Origin of the sequence: Streptomyces sp. TLI_55 (assembly GCF_900206255.1) — a bacterium.
GTDB lineage: Bacteria > Actinomycetota > Actinomycetes > Streptomycetales > Streptomycetaceae > Streptomyces > Streptomyces aquilus.
The window spans coordinates 797,880-815,533 of the sequence record NZ_OAOJ01000001.1 but is presented as its reverse complement, the minus strand read 5'-3'; the positions used below and the strand labels follow the sequence as shown (position 1 = coordinate 815,533).

Genomic DNA, 17,654 nt, shown 5'->3' with positions numbered 1-17,654 from the left:
CCTTGCCATTCCCTATTTCTGGAACACGTTCTACCGTGTGCGCCGTCAGGACCGGTCCCGGGGAGCCTGGAGGCGCCGTGCATCTCGCATACACACCCGAGCAGCAGCGGCTGCGCACCGAACTGCGCGCGTACTTCGCCGGGTTGGTGCCGGAGGACGCGAACGCCCGGCACGGCGACCGGCGGGAGCAGAAGCGCTTCTACCGCGAGATCATCCGGAAGCTGGGCACCGACCGCTGGCTGGGCGTGGGCTGGCCGAAGGAGTACGGCGGCCGCGGACTGACCGCGATGGAACAGTTCATCTTCTTCGACGAGGCCGCCCAGGCCGGCGTCCCGCTGCCGCTGATGGCCCTGAACACGGTCGGCCCGACGATCATGCGGTACGGCACCGACGAGCAGAAGGCCTATTTCCTCCCGAAGATCCTCTCCGGCGAGATCGACTTCGCGATCGGCTACAGCGAGCCCGACGCCGGCACGGACCTCGCGGCGCTGAAGACGCGTGCGACACGCGACGGGGACGAATACATCGTCAACGGCCAGAAGATCTGGACCACCAACGGCGACACCGCCGACTGGGTCTGGCTGGCGACCCGCACCGACCCGGCCGCCCCGCCCCACAAGGGCATCACCATGCTCCTCGTCCCGACCACCGAGCCCGGCTACTCCTGCACCGTCATCAACACCCTCGCGGGCCACGACACCACCGCCAGCTACTACGAGGACATCCGCGTCCCCGTCGCGCGCCGCGTCGGCGAGGAGAACCAGGGCTGGCGGCTGATCACCAACCAGCTCAACCACGAGCGCGTCACCCTCGCCGCCCACGGCACCATGGCGATCCGCGCCCTGCACGACGTCCAGCGCTGGGCCATGGAGACCAAGCTCGCCGACGGCCGCCGCTTCGTCGACCTGCCCTGGGTGCGCCGCCGTCTCGCCCAGACCCAGGTGAAGCTCGACGCGATGAAGCTGCTCAACTGGCAGATGGTCAACGCCGTCCAGAACGGCACGCTCACCCCCCAGGACGCCTCCGCCGTCAAGGTCTACGGCTCCGAGGCCCGCCGCGAGGCCTACGCCTGGCTCATGGAAGTCGTCGCCGCGGCCGGCGCCCTGAAGGAGGGCTCGGCGGGCACGGTGCTCCACGGCGAACTGGAGCGCGGCTACCGCTCCGCCGTCATCTTCACCTTCGGTGGCGGCAACAACGAGATCCAGCGGGAGATCATCTCGTGGATCGGTCTGGGGATGCCGCGGGTACGGCGTTAGCCTGCGGGTATGGCAGATCCCGGGCTGTTCACCCCGAACTCGGTCACCTGGCAGATGCACGGCGACCCGATGATGTGGGTCGCCGGTGTCCGCGCGCTGTATCTCCAGGCGCTGCATCCGCGGGCCGTGCGCGGGGTCATGCAGAACTCCGACTTCCGGCAGGACGCCTGGGGCCGGCTGCTGCGCACCGCGAACTTCGTCGGGACCACGACGTACGGCACCGCGGAGGCCGCCGAGCGGGCCGGTGCCCGGGTCCGGAAGATCCACAGCATGCTGACCGCGACCGACCCCGACACCGGCGAGACCTACGGCGTCGACGAACCCGAGTTGCTGCTGTGGGTGCACTGCGCGGAGATCGACTCCTATCTGCACGTTGCCCGGCGCTCCGGCTTCCGCCTCACCGACGAACTCGCCGACCGCTACATCGCCGAACACCGGGTCAGCGCCCGCCTGGTGGGCCTCGACCCCGACGCCGTACCGGCGAACCAGGCGGAGATGGCCGCCTACTTCGAGAAGGTGCGGCCCGAACTCGCCGCCGGACCCGAGGCACGCGCCGTGGACGACTTCCTGCTCCGTCCGCCGACGCACCCGCTGCTCGTCCCGGCGCGCGAGGTGCTGTGGCGGCGCGTGGCACACCTGGCGTACGCCGCCCTGCCGCCGTACGCCCACGAGTTGTACGGCAGACCGGCCCCGCGACCCGCCACCGTCACCCGTCAGTTGCGTGTCACGGGCACCCTGTTGCGCTGTGTTCCCGCACGTCTTCGCTGGCAACTGCCGCCCAAACACATCCTCCGCGCCATGGCACGGCTCGGCCCAGGCTCCCGCCCGGCACCGTACAAAGTCGGGAGATAGCTCGCCATACTGGACGGACCAGGGGTGGGGCGGCGCGACTTCGACGGGGGCGATCGCAGCAGATGGGGGACAGCAAGCTGATCCAGGGCCGCTACCGGTTGCTCGACCTGATCGGGCGCGGCGGCATGGGCGAGGTGTGGCGGGCCCGCGACGAGTCGCTGGGCCGCCATGTCGCCGTGAAGTGCCTGAAGCCGCTCGGCCCTTCCCACGACCAGACGTTCACCCGCGTCCTGCGCGAGCGGTTCCGGCGGGAGGCCCGGGTCGCGGCCGCCCTCCAGCACCGCGGGGTCACCGTCGTCCATGACTTCGGCGAGGACGACGGCATCCTCTTCCTCGTCATGGAGCTGCTGGAGGGCCGCAACCTCAGCCAGCTCCTGGAGGACAACCGAGGGCATCCGCTGCCCGTAGCAGACGTCGTCGACATCGCCGACCAGGTGGCCGCCGCGCTCGCCTACACCCACCAGCAGGGCATCGTGCACCGTGATCTCAAGCCCGCCAACATCATGCGGCTGACCGACGGCACCGTGAAGATCTGCGACTTCGGCATCGCCCGGCTCGGCCATGACATCGGCTTCACCTCCCGGCTCACCGGCACCGGCATCGCGATGGGCACCCCGCACTACATGTCGCCGGAGCAGATCGGCGGCTCCGAGGTCGACCAGCGCAGCGACCTGTACTCGCTGGGGTGCGTGCTCTACGAGATCACCACCGGGGTGCCGCCCTTCGACCTCGACGACGCGTGGGCGATCCTCGTCGGCCACCGCGACACCCCGCCCCGTCCGCCGCGCGGCCACCGCGCCGAGGTGCCCGCGTACTTCGAGAAGATCATCCTGGACCTGCTGGCCAAGCTGCCCGAACAACGCCCCCACGACGCACGCGAGTTGGGGCGCCGCATCAGCCTGGGCCGCACCACGCCGACGTACGTGCCCACGGTGGTGACCCCGCAGCCGACGCTCCGCCCGGCCCTCGATCCGCCGTCCCGCGCGACCCGCCTGCCCTCCTGGACCCGGGGGATGACCACCGGCCACAAGGCGGTCGGGCCCGGCGCCGACCCCGCGCCGTCCGCGGAGGGCGCGGCCCTGACCGGCGAGTGGATCCCGCGCACGATCGTCGCCAGGCCCCCCGAACCCGTCCCCGACGAGCCGCCCGCGCCGCCCCCGGAGGCGATCACCGCCCTGGCCGGACGGCACAACGCCGGGATCAGCCTGGGCCGCCTCGGGCGCTGGGCGGAGGCGGGCGAGGTGCACCGTGCGGTCGCCGCCGAACGCGAGCACCTCCTCGGGCCCGACCACCCGGACACCCTCGCCAGCCGTTACGAGGTCGCCTTCACCCTCTCCCGCACGGGCCGCGCCGCCGACGCCCTGCGCGAGTACAAGCACGTCGCCCGCGCCCGCAGCCTCGCCCTCGGCCCCGACCACCCCGACACCCTCGCCGCCCGCCAGGAAATGGCATACGTGCTGGGCCAGTTGGGCCGGCACTTCGACGCCCACCAGGTCTACTCGTCCGTCCTGAGCGCCCGCGAGCGCACCATGGGCGCCGACCATCCCGACACCCTGCGCTGCCGGCACAACCTCGCCTTCAACCTCAGCCGCCTCGGCCGCCTGGAGGACTCCTACCGCATGGCCCGCGACGTGGCCGCCGCCCGCGAACGCGTCCTCGGCCCGACCCACCCCGACACCCTGGTCACCCGCTACGAAGTCGCCTACGCGCTCGGCCAGTTGGGCCGCTGGCCGGAAGCGCTGCAGACCTACCACGAGGTCGCCGAGGCCCGCGCCCAGGCCCTCGGCCCCGACCACCCCGACACCCTCGCCGCCCGCTACGAGGTCGGCATCAGCCTCGGCCGCCTCGGCCGCAGCGCCGAGGCCCTCCAGCTCTACCGCGACCTCATCGAGGACCGCACCCGCGTCAACGGCCCCGCCCACCCCGAGACCCTGCGCGCCCGCCACGGCCTCGGCGTCAACCTCGGCCGCCTCGGCCGCTGGGAGGAGGCCCTCGCCGAGTCCCGCGACGTGTGCGCCATCCGCGAGCGCGTCCTCGGCCCCGAGCACCCCGACACCCTGGTCAGCCGCCGCGAGGTCGCCGTCGGCCTCGGCTGGCTGGGCCGCTGGACCGACGCCCTCACCGAGTACCGCCGCGTCGCCGCCGCCCGGGAACGCGTCCTCGGCGCCGGCCACCCCGACACCCTCGCCAGCCGCAACGACGAGGCCCACTGTCTGGAACAACTGGGCCGCGGCGCCGAGGCGGTCGAGCTGTACCGCAGGGTGGCGGTGCTGCGCCAGCAGCACGCGGCGGGCGGCGGCTGAACCGAGGACGTCGCCTCAGCGCCGCTGATCACGGTCCAGCACCGCAGACAGTAGATCTGGTCCTCGTCCTCCTTGAACAGGAGATCCCCCGGCTGACTAGGCGCCGCCCGGGCCGCCGTGAAGTCGATCGGGCGTTCGAGGAATCTGCTCCATGCGCCGAGTCTGCACCCCGCCGCACGATGCGTCGCCCCTCTGGCCGACCTAGATCATCGCGTGTTACGAAGGGGCATGCCTGCACTCCCTGGACACACGTACGACGTCGTCATCGTCGGCGGCGGACACAACGGCCTCGTCGCCGCCGCCTACCTCGCCCGGGCCGGACGGTCCGTCCTGGTCCTGGAGCGGCTGGACCACACCGGCGGCGCCGCGATCTCCACCCGGCCCTTCGCCGGCGTCGACGCCCGGCTGTCGCGCTACTCCTATCTGGTCAGCCTGCTGCCGAAGAAGATCGTGCGTGATCTGGGCCTGGACTTCCGCGTCCGTACGCGCACGATCTCCTCGTACACCCCCGTGGAGCGGGACGGCCGGCCGACCGGCCTCCTGGTCGGCGGCGGCGAGCGGCGCACCCGCGAGGCCTTCGCGCGGCTCACCGGCGGCGAGCACGAGTACCAGGCCTGGCAGCGCTTCTACGGCATGACCGGCCGCGTCGCCGAACGGATCTTCCCGACCCTCACCGAACCGCTGCCCACCCGCGAGGAACTGCGCCACCGGGTGGACGACGAGGAGGCCTGGCGGACCCTCTTCGAGGAGCCGATCGGCATCGCGGTCGAGGACCGCTTCGCCGACGACCTGGTCCGGGGAGTCGTCCTCACCGACGCCCTCATCGGCACCTTCGCCGACGCCCACGACCCCTCCCTCAAACAGAACCGCTGCTTCCTCTACCACGTGATCGGCGGCGGCACCGGCGCCTGGGACGTCCCCGTCGGCGGCATGGGCGCGCTGACGGACGCCCTGGCCGCGGCGGCACGGGACGCGGGCGCGGTCCTCGCCACCGGCCACGAGGCGGTGCGGATCGCCACGGACGGCCGTACGGCGGAGGTGACGTACCGGACGGACGGCGACGAGCGCGTCGTCGCGGCGCGGCACGTCCTGGTGAACGCCTCCCCGCAGGCGCTGGCCGAGCTGACCGGCGACGCGCCCCCGGCCCCCGCGGAGGGCGCCCAGCTCAAGGTGAACATGCTGCTCAAGCGGCTGCCGAGGCTGCGGGACGCCTCCGTCGACCCGCGCGAAGCGTTCTCGGGGACCTTCCACATCGCCGAGGGCTACGAGCAGCTGGCCGTCGCCCACGCGGAGGCCGCCGCGGGCCGGCTGCCCTCCGCGCCGCCCTCCGAGATCTACTGCCACTCGCTCACGGACCCGTCGATCCTGGCGCCGGAGCTGGTGGAGCAGGGGTACCAGACCCTGACGCTGTTCGGACTGCACACCCCGGCACGCCTCTTCGACGCCGACAACTCCGGTGTGCGCGAGGAGCTGTTGAAGGCGACGGTCGCCCAACTCGACGCGCATCTCGCCGAGTCCATCGCCGACTGCCTGGCGACGGATGCGGAGGGCCGCCCGTGCATCGAGGCCAAGACTCCACTGGACCTGGAGCGCGATCTTCGGTTGCCCGGCGGCAACATCTTCCACCGGGACCTGTCCTGGCCGTACGCCCAGGATGAGACCGGCCGTTGGGGCGTCGAGACCCGGCACCCCAATGTGCTGCTGTGCGGGGCGGGTGCGGTGCGTGGCGGTGGGGTGAGTGGGGTGCCGGGGCACAATGCGGCGATGGCGGTGCTGGAGGCTGGGGCGGGGTGACGGCTTGGCGTCGTCAGGTCGAGGGTGGTTGGAGCCAGGCGAGCGTGAGGGGGTAGCGCTTTGCCAACTCCTCGTATCGGGAGCGGACTTGGCGGATTGATAGTCGCACGGCGTTGGCGTACGAAGGGAGGGCCGACTCTGTGATCTTCTGCTGAGGGTCGATTCCAGGGGCGTCACCGTCGCGGTCCCTGGAGAGCAGCACCTGGTCGACTCGGTCACTCTCCAGCGCCGCGAGGGCCCAGAGCGCGCTGCGCCGTGTCATCACATCGCTGTGCGTCATGGCCTCGTCCAGCGCCTTGCGGGTCTCCGTGTCTCCCAGCTCCATCCGTGCGGTAAGCGCTCGGAAATGGAGTCGGGGGACGTCGTCCGCCTGTAGTTCCGACAGCGGCTGGAGCGCTCGTGGATCGCCGATGCCGGCAAGTGCCTCGACCAGGTGTACGAGCAGGTCGACGGCCTGGGGTTCTGCGTCGGCAGCAACCCTGAGCGCGCTCAGTAGGGGGTCGACGGCTCTGCGGTCGGCCAGACGGCCCAGTGCTTCTACGACCACCGTGGACGGTGTGCCACCGTCGCCGGGCAGGGCGTCGAGCAGGGGCTGCACCGCCCGGGAGTCGCCGAGAAGCCCGAGCGCGTGCGCGATGAGGGGATCCACGTTGTGCCCGGCCGGATTCAGCATGCCGAGCAGGGGCTCCAGGGCCCTGGGGTCGCGGAGGTTCCCGAGCGCTGCTACCACTGCGGCGCGCTCCGCTTTTTTGGTGTGGGGGAGGGCGTCGATCAGGGGTTGGACCGCTCGTCGGTCGCCCAGTTCCCCGAGGGACGTGGCGACGGTGTGGTTCGTGGTGCCGTCGGGGGCCGTGAGGAGAGCGAGCAGGGGTTCCACCGCCCGGGGATCCCCGAGGGTGCCGAGCGCCTCGACGACAGCCGTGTGCACCTCTTCGCTGGTGTGGGGGAGGGCGTCGATCAGGGGTTGGACCGCTCGTCGGTCGCCCAGTTCCCCGAGGGACGTGGCGACGGTGTGGTTCGTGGTGCCGTCGGGGGCCGTGAGGAGAGCGAGCAGGGGTTCCACCGCCCGGGGATCCCCGAGGGTGCCGAGCGCCTTGACGACGTCGTCGTGCGCTGTCCCGTCGTCGTCGATCAGTACCCCCAACAAGGAGTCCATGGCCAGGGAGCTATCCAGCCGGGCCAGCAGGAGTGACGCCTCGCGCCGGATGTCTGCGCGCTGGTGTCGGCTCGCTTGTACGACGGGCTCAACCGTCTGTGGAAACAAGGCAAGGTACTTCTCGCCGATGTCCGTCCGGGCACCCCGGTCGGCCGAGACGTAGGCGTCCATCAGGGCCCGAGCCATGTCGTCGTGCCCTGGTACCTGGGCATCGTCGAAGCACCACAACAGGAACACGACGGCCTGGGGAGGAAGCCGTCTCCTGGCCACGGCATCGGCCAGATCCGCGAGTTCGCCGGCCGTCGGTTCCCAGGCCGACGACCTTTTGACCCACCCAAGAGCCCACGCTGCCGCAGTGGCCTCGCATGGGCCCCCGGACAGGGTGGACGTGAGTTTCGAGGTCAGATCGGGGACCAGGACGAGTTTGCCGGTGTAGCCGATCTCCATGAGGGCCAGCCCGGCTTCGACGACCGCCGCGGGCTCGGACTCATCGAGGCGTGCGACCTGGTTCCGGACCCAGTCGTGCAGAGCCTCCTCGTCGGTCGGTGCCGACCGGCCCAGGAGCATGGCGGCGGGGCCGGCCAGGCGGTGGTACTGGGAAGGATCACGCAACCACTCGGTGACGATCCGCCGGCTGAGAACGCCAGCCCAACTGGAGCCTCCCATCTCTTCGAGAGTGAGGTCGGCGACGGTCTCCGCGGGGCCGGTTCCGTCGAGGTCGGTCAGCTCGGCGACGAACCGGGTGATGATGTCGGCCGCCACCTCCTCGCTGACGTTGGGTTCATCGGCAAGGCAGGCACACGCGAGTGCGGCCCGCGCCCGTGCCGTCGTGGCCGCGTTCTCCCCGGGCAACGGCGTGGCGATGGCCCGGAGCACTCCGTCCACGTCGTCGTCGTTGCAGGTCATCACGGTCAGCCGGATGGCCTCCCGCCAGTTCTCGGCGATCACGGTTTCCACGCGATCCGACGACGTCTCGATGGGGGTGGTCTCCGCGGTCAGCGCGCCCACCTGTTCCGCGAGCGACATCTGCCGATTGCGGTCCGGATATCTCCGCGCGACGAGGGCCAAGCCCGCCAGGTACTCCTGAAAAGTCAGATGCCGGAATTCATAGACCGGGATCAGTTCCCCGTCGTGGCTGACGTGTCCCGATTCGACGAGGATTCCGGTCTGCCGTTCCAGCCGGCGCAGGAACTCGACCGCGGAGCGCTGACGGACCGGGCGAACGGCGGGAAACTCCCGGCGCATCCGCTCCAGGGTCTCGACGACCTTGTCCTGCCGGATCTGCTGGTCCCCGGACGCGCACATGGCATACGCGAGGTACTGCAACTGCGGGAGCGCCTCGTGGGGGTCCATGCGCTCGTCCACGTCACTGCGCCAGTGCAGCAGCACGTCGACGGCCTCCCGATAGAGGTCCGCCCGGCGGCTCGGCAGCTTCCCGACCTTCTTCTTCACCAGCGCCATGGTGGTGAGCAGCATGGGGCTGCCGGTCAGACGCTCGATGCGGTCCGTGCTGTGGATGTCGCTGATGAGTTCCTGCGCCGCCGACTCCCGCCGCGCCGGCGACTCGGTCACCACACACCAACGGCGGGCGAAGTCGTCCTTGTCCTGGGGCGTCAGCTCCTGGACCGTGACGTGCTCGAAGCCCCGGGTGATCCGCAGCTTCATCTCGCGGTATCCGACGATCCTGGACGTGACGATGACGGGGGCATCGGGGAAGGCGAGGTGTATTTTCTCGACCTTGCGGCAGAACTTGGCCCGCAGACCGGGGTCCGAGATCTCGTCCAGGCCGTCGATGAGCAGCAGCACCCGGCCCTCCCGCATGCGGCGCAGCAGGAGCGGCGTGAGCTCGGCGGCCTCTTCGCTGGAGAACTCCGTGTCGCACAGGTGATGCTGGATCATTTCCTCCAGCGATCCGGCGATCCTGCTCGTGTCGAGATCTCGGCAGCGGATGAGGAGGGGGAGCCAGTCGGCGTCGGGCAGGGTGTCGACGTCCGGGAGTTGGCTCCAGTCGGGGTCGGCCTTCAGACGCAGCAGACACGCCGTCGCGATCCACCGCAGCATGGTGCTCTTCCCGGCGCCCGGGTCGCCGAGGACCACCAGGTGCTTCGAATGGGCGAGTCGCTCTCCGACCGAGAAGCGCGATCCGGCCTCTTCCTGGTCTTCCTCCGGGTCCTCGTCCTGCTCCTTGCGCCGTGCTTCGAGATCCTGGAGCTTCCGGTCGAGGTCGTGCGACTCCATGCCCGGCGGGATGTCGACCGTCACGCGCAGGGACACATACAGGCTGCGCAGCAGCAGATCCCTGGTGATGAGTTCGCGGTCCCCGATGGGGAAGTTGGCGAGATCGACGATGTCGCAGGTTTCCAGGGCGAGTTCGCGATAACGCTGTTCGAGCTGGTCCAGCCGCTGTTCGGCGCCGGCCGGTTTCCGGGTCGGGTAGTACTCCGACAGTGCCGCCAGGAGGTCGGCGACGGCTCGTGCGGGGTCCTGCCAGTACCGGGCGATCCGGCCATCGAGCGTCAGGAAGTCGAGATACGCGTTCTCCTCCATCTGGAGTGCGAAGATCCGCGCCTCTTGATGGCGTCTGGCGGCGTTGACGAGGAAGTTGGCCCAGCCGGTCCCGATCGCCCTGACGGTCCCGCACAGCACCACCGGGCTGCCCTGCGCGATCGCCTGTGACGCCTTCTGCATGAGGGAGTCGCCGACGAACAGGCTGCCGTGATGCACGACTTCGTACCCGGCGTTCTCCAGCGGTTTCGCGATCTCGGCGGCCACCGCCTCGTCGCCGTCGGCATGCGCGATCAGGATCTGGACCATCGTGCCCCCGAAAATGTTCAGCGAATGGCCTCAGCGAATGGCCTTCAAGAGCTGCGCGCGTCCCGTGTCCCAGTCCTGGGAGAGATCCGCGTAGCGGAGATCGGCCAGAATCGCCGGGGCGGAGCCACCGAACTTCACCGGCAGGATGCGGACCCCGCAGCCGTCCAACTGGCGGTGGAGGGCCGACATCCATTCCCGGGAGATCCACGGGCTCATGACGCCGGCCGCCGAATAGCAGAGCACCAGATAGGACGTTCCTTCGAGCCCGGTGGTGATGCGGTCGACGATGGAATCCCCGATTCCGATCTCCCACTCGTCGAACCACACCTGGTGCCCCGCGGCGGAGACATCCTTGGCAAGCCGCTCCGCCTGGGACACATCGACCTTGCGATGACTGATGAAGACGTTCGCCATTTCCATCCCGGGTCGACGGTCGTGCGCGAGGAAAACCCGCGAACTACCTTAATTTACACGGCTCATATGATTCCCCGAGATGCTACCTGCCGGTGGCCGCAGCACCGTCAGTCGGCGGCCGGGGCCCACCCCGCGGCGGCGATCCGTCCGGCGTCACCAGGCCGTGACTCGTCGAAGAGGACGACGTCAGCGGTCTCGACCCGCAGCCCGTCGACATACGCCCCGCGCCCCACGTACAGCCGGTCCGTGGTGTAACGCCAGCGCAGGGTCAACTGCCGGTGTGCCGGAAGTCCGGCCGTCAGCCGGTGCCACACGCGCCCCGACCAGCCGGTGACCGTGCCGGAGGGATGCTCCTCGGTGCCGGTCGTGAACGGCACCGGCTGCCAGGTCGTGCCGTCGTCCGTCGAGGCCTCCAACGCCAGGGCGTCCGCCTGCGGTTCGGTGTCCCACCACAGGGCGCAGCGCAGGTGTGCGTCGCCGGAGGAGGTGTCCAGCGCGGGGAGCGTGAGGGTGGCCGTCGTGGCGTTCGCCATGCCGGAGAACCAGGCGGTACGACCGTGCCGTGGGCGGACGGGGACCGCGCGCGCCAGGTTGTTCGCGGCGGCGACCCGGGGTGCCGAGCCCGAGCGCCAACTGCGCACCGGATGCACCGAGTTGCCCAGCACGATCAGGAAGGAGTCGGTCGTCGGGTCGAGGACCAGGGACGTCCCGGTGAATCCGGTGTGGCCCGCGGTGCGGGGAGTGGCCATCGCGCCCATGTACCAGTGCTGGTAGAGCTCGAAGCCGAGGCCGTGTTCGTCGCCGGGGAAGGCGGTGTTGAAGTCGGTGAACATCAGCTCCACCGACTCGGGGCGCAGGATGCGGGTCCGGCCGTAGACGCCGCCGTTGAGCAGTGTCCGCCCCAGTACCGCCAGATCCCAGGCGCAGGAGAAGACGCCCGCGTGACCGGCGACTCCGCCCAGGCTGAACGCGTTCTCGTCGTGCACCTCGCCCCACACCAGACCCCGGTCGAGACCCGACCAGGGTTTACGGGCGTCCTCCGTCGCCGCGATCCTCGGCTTCCAGGAGGCGGGTGGGTTGTAGCGGGTGCGGCGCATGCCGAGCGGGGCGGTGATCTCGTCGTGGAGGAGGACGTCCAGGGTGCGGCCGGTGAGCTTCTCCAGGACCAGTTGGAGCGAGATCAGATTCAGGTCGGAGTAGAGGTACTTGGTGCCGGGCGGGTTGAGCGGCGCCTCGTTCCAGATGAGGCGCAGCTTCTCCTCGTAGGTCGGCGCGTTGTAGAGCGGGATCCAGGCGCGGAATCCCGAGGTGTGCGTGAGGAGTTGACGGATGGTCATGGCCTGTTTGCCCGCGGCGCCGAACTCCGGGAGGTAGGAGGCGACGGTCGCCTCCAGTTCCAGGCGGCCTCGCTCGATCTGCTGGACGGCGAGGATCGAGGTGAACAGCTTGGAGACCGAGGCCAGGTCGAAGACCGTGTCCTCGGTCATGGGAATCTGGTCGGCGGGCGGGAACTCCACGCCCGTGTCCGTCTTCTCGTCGTACGCCGAGTAGCGCACCGCCGTCCCGATCGGCCGGTGCAGGGCCACGGTGCCGCCGCGCCCGGCGAGGAGCACGGCGCCCGCGTACCAGGGGTGCTTGGGGGAGGGGCCGAGGAACGACTCGGCGTCGGTGACGAGTTGACGGAGGTGGTCCTCCAGGAGACCGGCCTGTCGCGCGGATCCGTGGCGGAGCGTGGGCCGCCGGCTGCCGGGGGGCGCCGCCGACGCTGGGCCGGCCGGGAACGGGGCGATGGCGAGGGCGCCCCCGAGGGCGAGGACTCTTCGGGTGAGCTGACGGCGGGACAGTCCGGTGTGCGCCTCATCAGTCATCGGGAAACTCTATCCCCGGCAGGTGACTTCAGCCCCGGCCCGGAATCTGACGGAGCATCAGAAAACCCCTTCCGTCCTCCGGAGGACTGCGGCATCCTGCGCCCATGCAGACGGAGCTGAGCAAGAAACTGGGAGTCGAGCACGCCATCTTCGGCTTCACGCCGTTCCCCGCCGTCGCTGCCGCCATCAGCAGGGCCGGTGGCTTCGGGGTGCTCGGCGCGGTCCGCTACACCGCCCCCGACGACCTCAAACGCGACCTCGACTGGATCGAGGGGCACGTGGACGGCAAGCCGTACGGCCTGGACGTCGTCATGCCCGCCAAGAAGGTCGAAGGCGTCACGGAGGCGGACGTCGAGGCGATGATCCCCGAGGGGCACCGGCAGTTCGTGCGGGACACCCTCGCCAAGTACGGCGTGCCCGAGCTGGCCGAGGGCGAGGCGTCCGGGTGGCGCATCACGGGCTGGATGGAGCAGGTCGCCCGCACCCAGCTCGACGTCGCCTTCGACTACCCGATCAAGCTGCTCGCCAACGCCCTCGGCTCGCCGCCCGCCGACATCGTGGAGCGCGCTCACGACCGGGGCGTCCTCGTGGCCGCGCTCGCGGGCAGCGCCCGGCACGCGCTCAAGCACAAGGCGGGCGGCATCGACATCGTCGTCGCCCAGGGCTACGAGGCCGGCGGTCACACCGGTGAGATCGCCTCCATGGTGCTGACTCCCGAGGTCGTGGACGCCGTCGACCCGCTGCCCGTGCTGGCCGCGGGCGGCATCGGCAGCGGCCAGCAGGTGGCGGCCGCGCTCGCCCTCGGCGCGCAGGGCGTGTGGCTGGGCTCGCTCTGGCTCACCTGCACCGAGGCCGACATGTCCTCGCCCGCGGTGACCCGCAAACTCCTCGCCGCGAGCTCCTCCGACACCGTCCGCTCCCGCGCCCTGACCGGCAAACCCGCCCGCCAGCTGCGCACCGAGTGGACCGACGCCTGGGACGACCCCGACGGCCCCGGCACCCTCCCCATGCCGCTCCAGGGCCTCCTCGTCGCCGACGCCCTCACCCGCATCCAGAAGTACGAGGTCGAGCCCCTGCTCGGCACCCCTGTCGGACAGATCGTCGGCCGGATGAACCGCGAACGCAGCGTCCAGGACGTCTTCGACGACCTCACCCGCGGCTTCGAACACGCCGTGGACCGCATCAACCGCATCGCCGGAAGGAGCAGTCAGTGACGAGCGCGTCCCGGAGCACACCCCCCACCGGATTCTGGGCCCAGGCCACCGCCGACCCCGACCGCCCCGTTCTCGTCGCCCCGGACGGCGAGGAATGGACCGCGGGGCGGCTGCATGCCGCCGCCAACCGTCTCGTGCACGGCCTGCGGGCCGCCGGGCTGCGTCGCGGTGACGCCTTCGCCGTCGTCCTGCCCAACGGAATCGAGCTCTTCACCGCTCATCTCGCCGCCACCCAGGCCGGGTTGTACCTCGTCCCGATCAACCACCACTTCGTCGGCCCCGAGATCGCCTGGATCGTCGCCGACTCCGGCGCCAAGGTGTTCCTCGCCCACGAACGCTTCGCCGCGCCCGCCCGCCACGCCGCCGACGAGGCGGGCCTCCCGGCCACACACCGGTACGCCGTCGGCGAGGTCGAGGGCTTCCGGCCGTACGCCGAACTCCTCGACGGGCAACCGGAGTCGGTGCCGGAGGACCGCGAGCTCGGCTGGGTCATGAACTACACCTCGGGCACCACGGGCCGCCCCCGCGGCATCCGCCGCCCGCTGCCCGGCAAGGCCCCCGAGGAGGCCTACCTGGGCGGCTTCCTCGGCATCTTCGGCATCAAGCCGTACGACGACAACGTCCACCTCGTCTGCTCGCCGCTGTACCACACGGCGGTCCTCCAGTTCGCGAGCGCGTCCCTGCACATCGGCCACCGGCTCGTCCTGATGGACAAGTGGACGCCCGAGGAGATGCTGCGCCTGATCGACACGCACCGCTGCACGCACACCCACATGGTCCCCACCCAGTTCCACCGCCTGCTGGCGCTGCCCGAGGAGACCCGGGCACGGTACGACGTCTCGTCGATGCGGCACGCCATCCACGGCGCCGCCCCCTGCCCCGACCACGTCAAGCGGGCCATGCTCGACTGGTGGGGCCCGTGCGTTGAGGAGTACTACGCGGCCAGCGAGGGCGGCGGCGCCTTCGCCACCGCGGAGGACTGGCTGAAGAAGCCCGGCACGGTCGGAAAGGCCTGGCCCATCAGTGAGTTGGCGATCTTCGACGACGAGGGCAACCGGCTGCCGGCGGGTGAACTCGGCACCGTCTACCTGAAGATGAACACCGGCGGCTTCTCGTACCACAAGGACGAGACCAAGACGAAGAAGAACCGCATCGGCGACTTCTTCACCGTCGGCGACCTCGGCTACCTCGACGAGGACGGCTATCTCTTCCTCCGCGACCGCAAGATCGACATGATCATCTCCGGCGGCGTCAACATCTACCCCGCCGAGATCGAGTCCGCCCTCCTCGCCCACCCCGCCGTCGCCGACGCCGCCGCCTTCGGCATCCCGCACGACGACTGGGGCGAGGAGGTCAAGGCCGTCGTCGAACCGGCCCCCGGCCACGACCCCGGACCCGACCTGGCCGTCGCCCTCCTCGCCCACTGCGCCGGACAACTCGCCGGCTACAAATGCCCCAAGACCATCGACTTCATCACGGAGATGCCCCGCGACCCCAACGGCAAGCTGTACAAGCGAAGGCTGCGGGATCCGTACTGGGAGGGGCGTACCCGGCCGGTGTGAGTCACGAGCGGACCCGCACCACCCGCAGCGACGGCGACGACAGGATGTCCTTCTCGCAGAACCGGGACGTCACCCAGCGCTCCTGGGAGAAGAGGCGGGTCTGGTCGCTGTAGTGCGGGGAGTTGGGGTTCGAGGACTGGGAGTACGTCAGGAGGGTGCGGGCCACCGGGCAGCGGCTGCCGTTCCAGCCGACCGCCTGGATGTAGCTGGAGCCGGTCGTTACCTCGGTGTAGCCGCCGCCCGCCGCGTCCCACACGGGCTCGACCTTGTTCCAGACGCCGAGCGACTCGGTGCCGCCCGGGACGGGGATGCGCTTGCCGTTGCGGACGACGAACTGGTGCTCTCCCAGTGGTGAGTTGAGCGGAATGTTCGCCGTGCGCAGCTCGGTGACCGTGTCCGCCAGCGCGGTGGTGAACGCCGTCGTGCCCGCGTTGAGGGTGTTCGGGGTGCCGACCGGGTCGGCCGCCGAGAACGGCACCTTCCACAGCTGGGCCGCGGGGATGCGCCGCCACAGGCGGTCGAAGAGCAGCGCGCCCCGGCTGCCCGTGTTCGCCGTGCGGTCCCACGCCGCGAGCACCCCGCACGCCTCGGTCACGTCAACGGCCTTTCCGTCACTGCCCGTTGCCGTGCCACCGGGCAACGCGGCACACGCCTTCGCCGCGTCGGCCGCGATCAGGTCGCCGGCCGGCACCCGGTTGGCGAACTGCTGCCCCTGGAGGTCCGCCACCGTGAGATCACCGCGCCGCGCCAGTGCCGCCACGTCCTCGATCGCCCCGCGCGTCCGCAGCGACCGCTGCGTGCCGATCGTGCCGAAGATCCGCTCGTACCCGGTCAACGGCCGCTCGGCGTTGGCGAGCCAGGCGCTGTCGTTGGAGTTCTCCGCGTACGGCGCGTCCGTGAGGGTCGGCATCTTCGCCGGGCCGAAGATCCCGGGCTGCACGGCGTCCGCGTCGCCGCCGAGCGCGCAGTCGCCGCGCGAGCCGTCGAGGACCGCGAGCCCCGCCGACGGGTAGGTGACCTTGCCGAGCGGGGTGGAGCAGCGCTGGGCCAGCTCGTCGGTGACGCGGGGGAGCACCTGGGACTGGGTGAACAGCGAGTGACCGGCCGCGTCGGCGGCGATCGTGTTCACCCACGGCAACCCCTGTGTCCGCTGCAGGGACTTGAGCACGTCCGCCGTGCCGCGCGCCTTGCTGAAGCCGAGCGCGGTGTCGGAGGCGCGCAGGTTGGCCGCGTTCGGGTCGTTGAGGGCGTATGCCGTCGTGCTCGTCCAGGGCAGCGGGACGGACGCGCCGAGCGAGGTGACGACGGGGCCGTACCGCGTCCACCACTGGGTGCGGGTGACCGGGGCGCCGTCCTTCGTCTCGACGGTGACCGTGCGTTGCGTCATCCGCTCCGGCTTGCCGTCCACGAGATACGTCGTCGGGTCGGCCGGGTCGAGCGTGAGCTGGTGGAGGTTGAGGGGGACGCCCGTGGCGACGGTGTGGCTCCACGCCACGCGGGCGTTGTGGCCTATGGACATCGTCGCCGAGCCGAGCAACGAGCCGCCGGAGACGTTCAGTTCACCCGGGATCGTCTGCTGCGACTGCCAGAAGCGGCGGCCGCCCTGCCAGGGGTAGTGCGGGTTGCCCAGCAGCAGACCGCGGCCGTTCGCGGTCGTCGCGCCGCTGAAGGCGACGGCGTTGGACCCCATGTCGGCGGAGTCGGCGGCCAGCAGCTCGCGGGCCGCCCGGGCCGTGTCCTGGACGTTCGGGGCGCCCGCCACGGCGGTCGCCGGCGGCTGGGCGGCGGTGATCCCGTCCACACCCCGGCCCTGGCCGCCCAGCACGGCGAACGCGAACCCGCGTGCCGCCACGTCGAGTTCGGTCACCGGCCGGACCCAGGCGGCGCCCTTGCACGCCGGGTCGGTGATCCGGTTCTGCCGCAGCCAGGCGTTGTACCCGGCGGCGAAGCCCCGCATCAGGTCCTTCGCCTGCCGGCTCGGCCCCACCGGCGCCGGTTCGGCCAGCAGCTTCTCCACTGTGCCGGACTCGCGAACTCCCTCGAAATAGAGGTCGCTCGACAGGTTCTTGGTCGCCGAGGAGAGGGAGAAGTCGGGCGCGGCATCGGGACCGAAGAAGCGGGAGCGCTCGCCGCGCACGGTCACGAAACCGTCGGCGAGCGTGCACACCTGGTCGGCGGCCTGCGCCCACCCGGTGCCGAAGCCGAGGTCCGCGTAGTCCTTGGCGACGATGTGCGGAATGCCGTACTCGGTGTAGCGGATGGTGGCGGACAGGCCGCCGTGCGAGGGGTGCTGCTGCCGGCCTTGGCCCTGAGCGGCGGCGGCCGGCAGGGCGGAGGTGGCGGTGAGCAGGGCGACGGCCGTGACGACGGCACGTCTGAGGCGGGTGCGCATGGTGCCTCCCAACGTCATTGAGGGAAGGA

General features: G+C 70.8%; 10 protein-coding genes. 6 read left to right on the top strand and 4 right to left on the bottom strand.

The genetic code is table 11. The features are described 5' to 3' along the window. Positions 1-77: 77 nt before the first annotated feature. The 4 genes from CRP56_RS03915 to CRP56_RS03900 all read left to right on the top strand — a co-directional run bounded on the left by CRP56_RS03915 (position 78) and on the right by CRP56_RS03900 (position 6,205). Positions 78-1,256, top strand: coding sequence for an acyl-CoA dehydrogenase family protein (locus tag CRP56_RS03915; protein WP_097260219.1), 1,179 nt, complete (start codon positions 78-80; stop codon positions 1,254-1,256). Positions 1,257-1,265: 9 nt separating this feature from the next. Next, positions 1,266-2,108, top strand: coding sequence for an oxygenase MpaB family protein (locus CRP56_RS03910; RefSeq protein ID WP_097260217.1), 843 nt, complete (start codon positions 1,266-1,268; stop codon positions 2,106-2,108). Between the two features lie 62 nt (positions 2,109-2,170). After that, complete coding sequence (locus tag CRP56_RS03905) at positions 2,171-4,411, top strand: serine/threonine-protein kinase (protein ID WP_097260215.1); 2,241 nt, start codon at positions 2,171-2,173, stop codon at positions 4,409-4,411. A 228-nt stretch (positions 4,412-4,639) separates the two neighbouring features. Continuing rightward, positions 4,640-6,205 (top strand): phytoene desaturase family protein, encoded by a 1,566-nt coding sequence (locus CRP56_RS03900; protein WP_179850946.1) that lies wholly within the window; start codon positions 4,640-4,642, stop codon positions 6,203-6,205. Positions 6,206-6,218: 13 nt separating this feature from the next. Here the strand turns inward: CRP56_RS03900 and CRP56_RS03895 are convergent, their stop codons facing one another. From CRP56_RS03895 to CRP56_RS03885, 3 genes are all read right to left on the bottom strand, one after another. Continuing rightward, positions 6,219-10,175: a HEAT repeat domain-containing protein gene (locus CRP56_RS03895; RefSeq protein WP_097260213.1), complete on the bottom strand. Its 3,957-nt coding sequence runs from the start codon at positions 10,173-10,175 to the stop codon at positions 6,219-6,221. A gap of 30 nt (positions 10,176-10,205) precedes the next feature. Further along, positions 10,206-10,589: a toll/interleukin-1 receptor domain-containing protein gene (locus tag CRP56_RS03890; RefSeq protein ID WP_179850945.1), complete on the bottom strand. Its 384-nt coding sequence runs from the start codon at positions 10,587-10,589 to the stop codon at positions 10,206-10,208. A 107-nt stretch (positions 10,590-10,696) separates the two neighbouring features. Then, positions 10,697-12,457, bottom strand: coding sequence for a serine hydrolase domain-containing protein (locus tag CRP56_RS03885; RefSeq protein WP_097260209.1), 1,761 nt, complete (start codon positions 12,455-12,457; stop codon positions 10,697-10,699). A 104-nt stretch (positions 12,458-12,561) separates the two neighbouring features. Between CRP56_RS03885 and CRP56_RS03880 the strand changes: the two genes are divergently transcribed. Together CRP56_RS03880 and CRP56_RS03875 are read left to right on the top strand one after the other, a co-directional pair. Continuing rightward, positions 12,562-13,671 carry an NAD(P)H-dependent flavin oxidoreductase gene (locus CRP56_RS03880; RefSeq protein WP_097260207.1) on the top strand — a complete coding sequence of 370 codons (1,110 nt, stop codon included), beginning with the start codon at positions 12,562-12,564 and terminating at the stop codon, positions 13,669-13,671. Continuing rightward, entirely contained in the window at positions 13,668-15,233 is a 1,566-nt protein-coding gene (locus CRP56_RS03875) for an acyl-CoA synthetase (RefSeq protein WP_097260204.1), read from the top strand. The genes CRP56_RS03880 and CRP56_RS03875 overlap by 4 nt, the downstream gene beginning before the upstream one ends. A 1-nt stretch (position 15,234) precedes the next feature. Here the strand turns inward: CRP56_RS03875 and CRP56_RS03870 are convergent, their stop codons facing one another. Beyond that, positions 15,235-17,625, bottom strand: a complete 2,391-nt coding sequence (locus CRP56_RS03870) for a penicillin acylase family protein (protein ID WP_097260202.1) — start codon at positions 17,623-17,625, stop codon at positions 15,235-15,237. Positions 17,626-17,654 lie beyond the last annotated feature (29 nt).

What these genes read in the sequence shown, in the direction of transcription:
- CRP56_RS03910 (WP_097260217.1), top strand. Translation starts at nt 1,266, where the DNA reads ATGGCAGATCCCGGGCTGTTCACCCCGAACTCGGTCACCTGGCAGATG.
- CRP56_RS03905 (WP_097260215.1), top strand. Translation starts at nt 2,171, where the DNA reads ATGGGGGACAGCAAGCTGATCCAGGGCCGCTACCGGTTGCTCGACCTG.
- CRP56_RS03900 (WP_179850946.1), top strand. Translation starts at nt 4,640, where the DNA reads ATGCCTGCACTCCCTGGACACACGTACGACGTCGTCATCGTCGGCGGC.
- CRP56_RS03895 (WP_097260213.1), bottom strand. Translation starts at nt 10,175, where the DNA reads ATGGTCCAGATCCTGATCGCGCATGCCGACGGCGACGAGGCGGTGGCC.
- CRP56_RS03890 (WP_179850945.1), bottom strand. Translation starts at nt 10,589, where the DNA reads ATGGCGAACGTCTTCATCAGTCATCGCAAGGTCGATGTGTCCCAGGCG.
- CRP56_RS03885 (WP_097260209.1), bottom strand. Translation starts at nt 12,457, where the DNA reads ATGACTGATGAGGCGCACACCGGACTGTCCCGCCGTCAGCTCACCCGA.
- CRP56_RS03880 (WP_097260207.1), top strand. Translation starts at nt 12,562, where the DNA reads ATGCAGACGGAGCTGAGCAAGAAACTGGGAGTCGAGCACGCCATCTTC.
- CRP56_RS03870 (WP_097260202.1), bottom strand. Translation starts at nt 17,625, where the DNA reads ATGCGCACCCGCCTCAGACGTGCCGTCGTCACGGCCGTCGCCCTGCTC.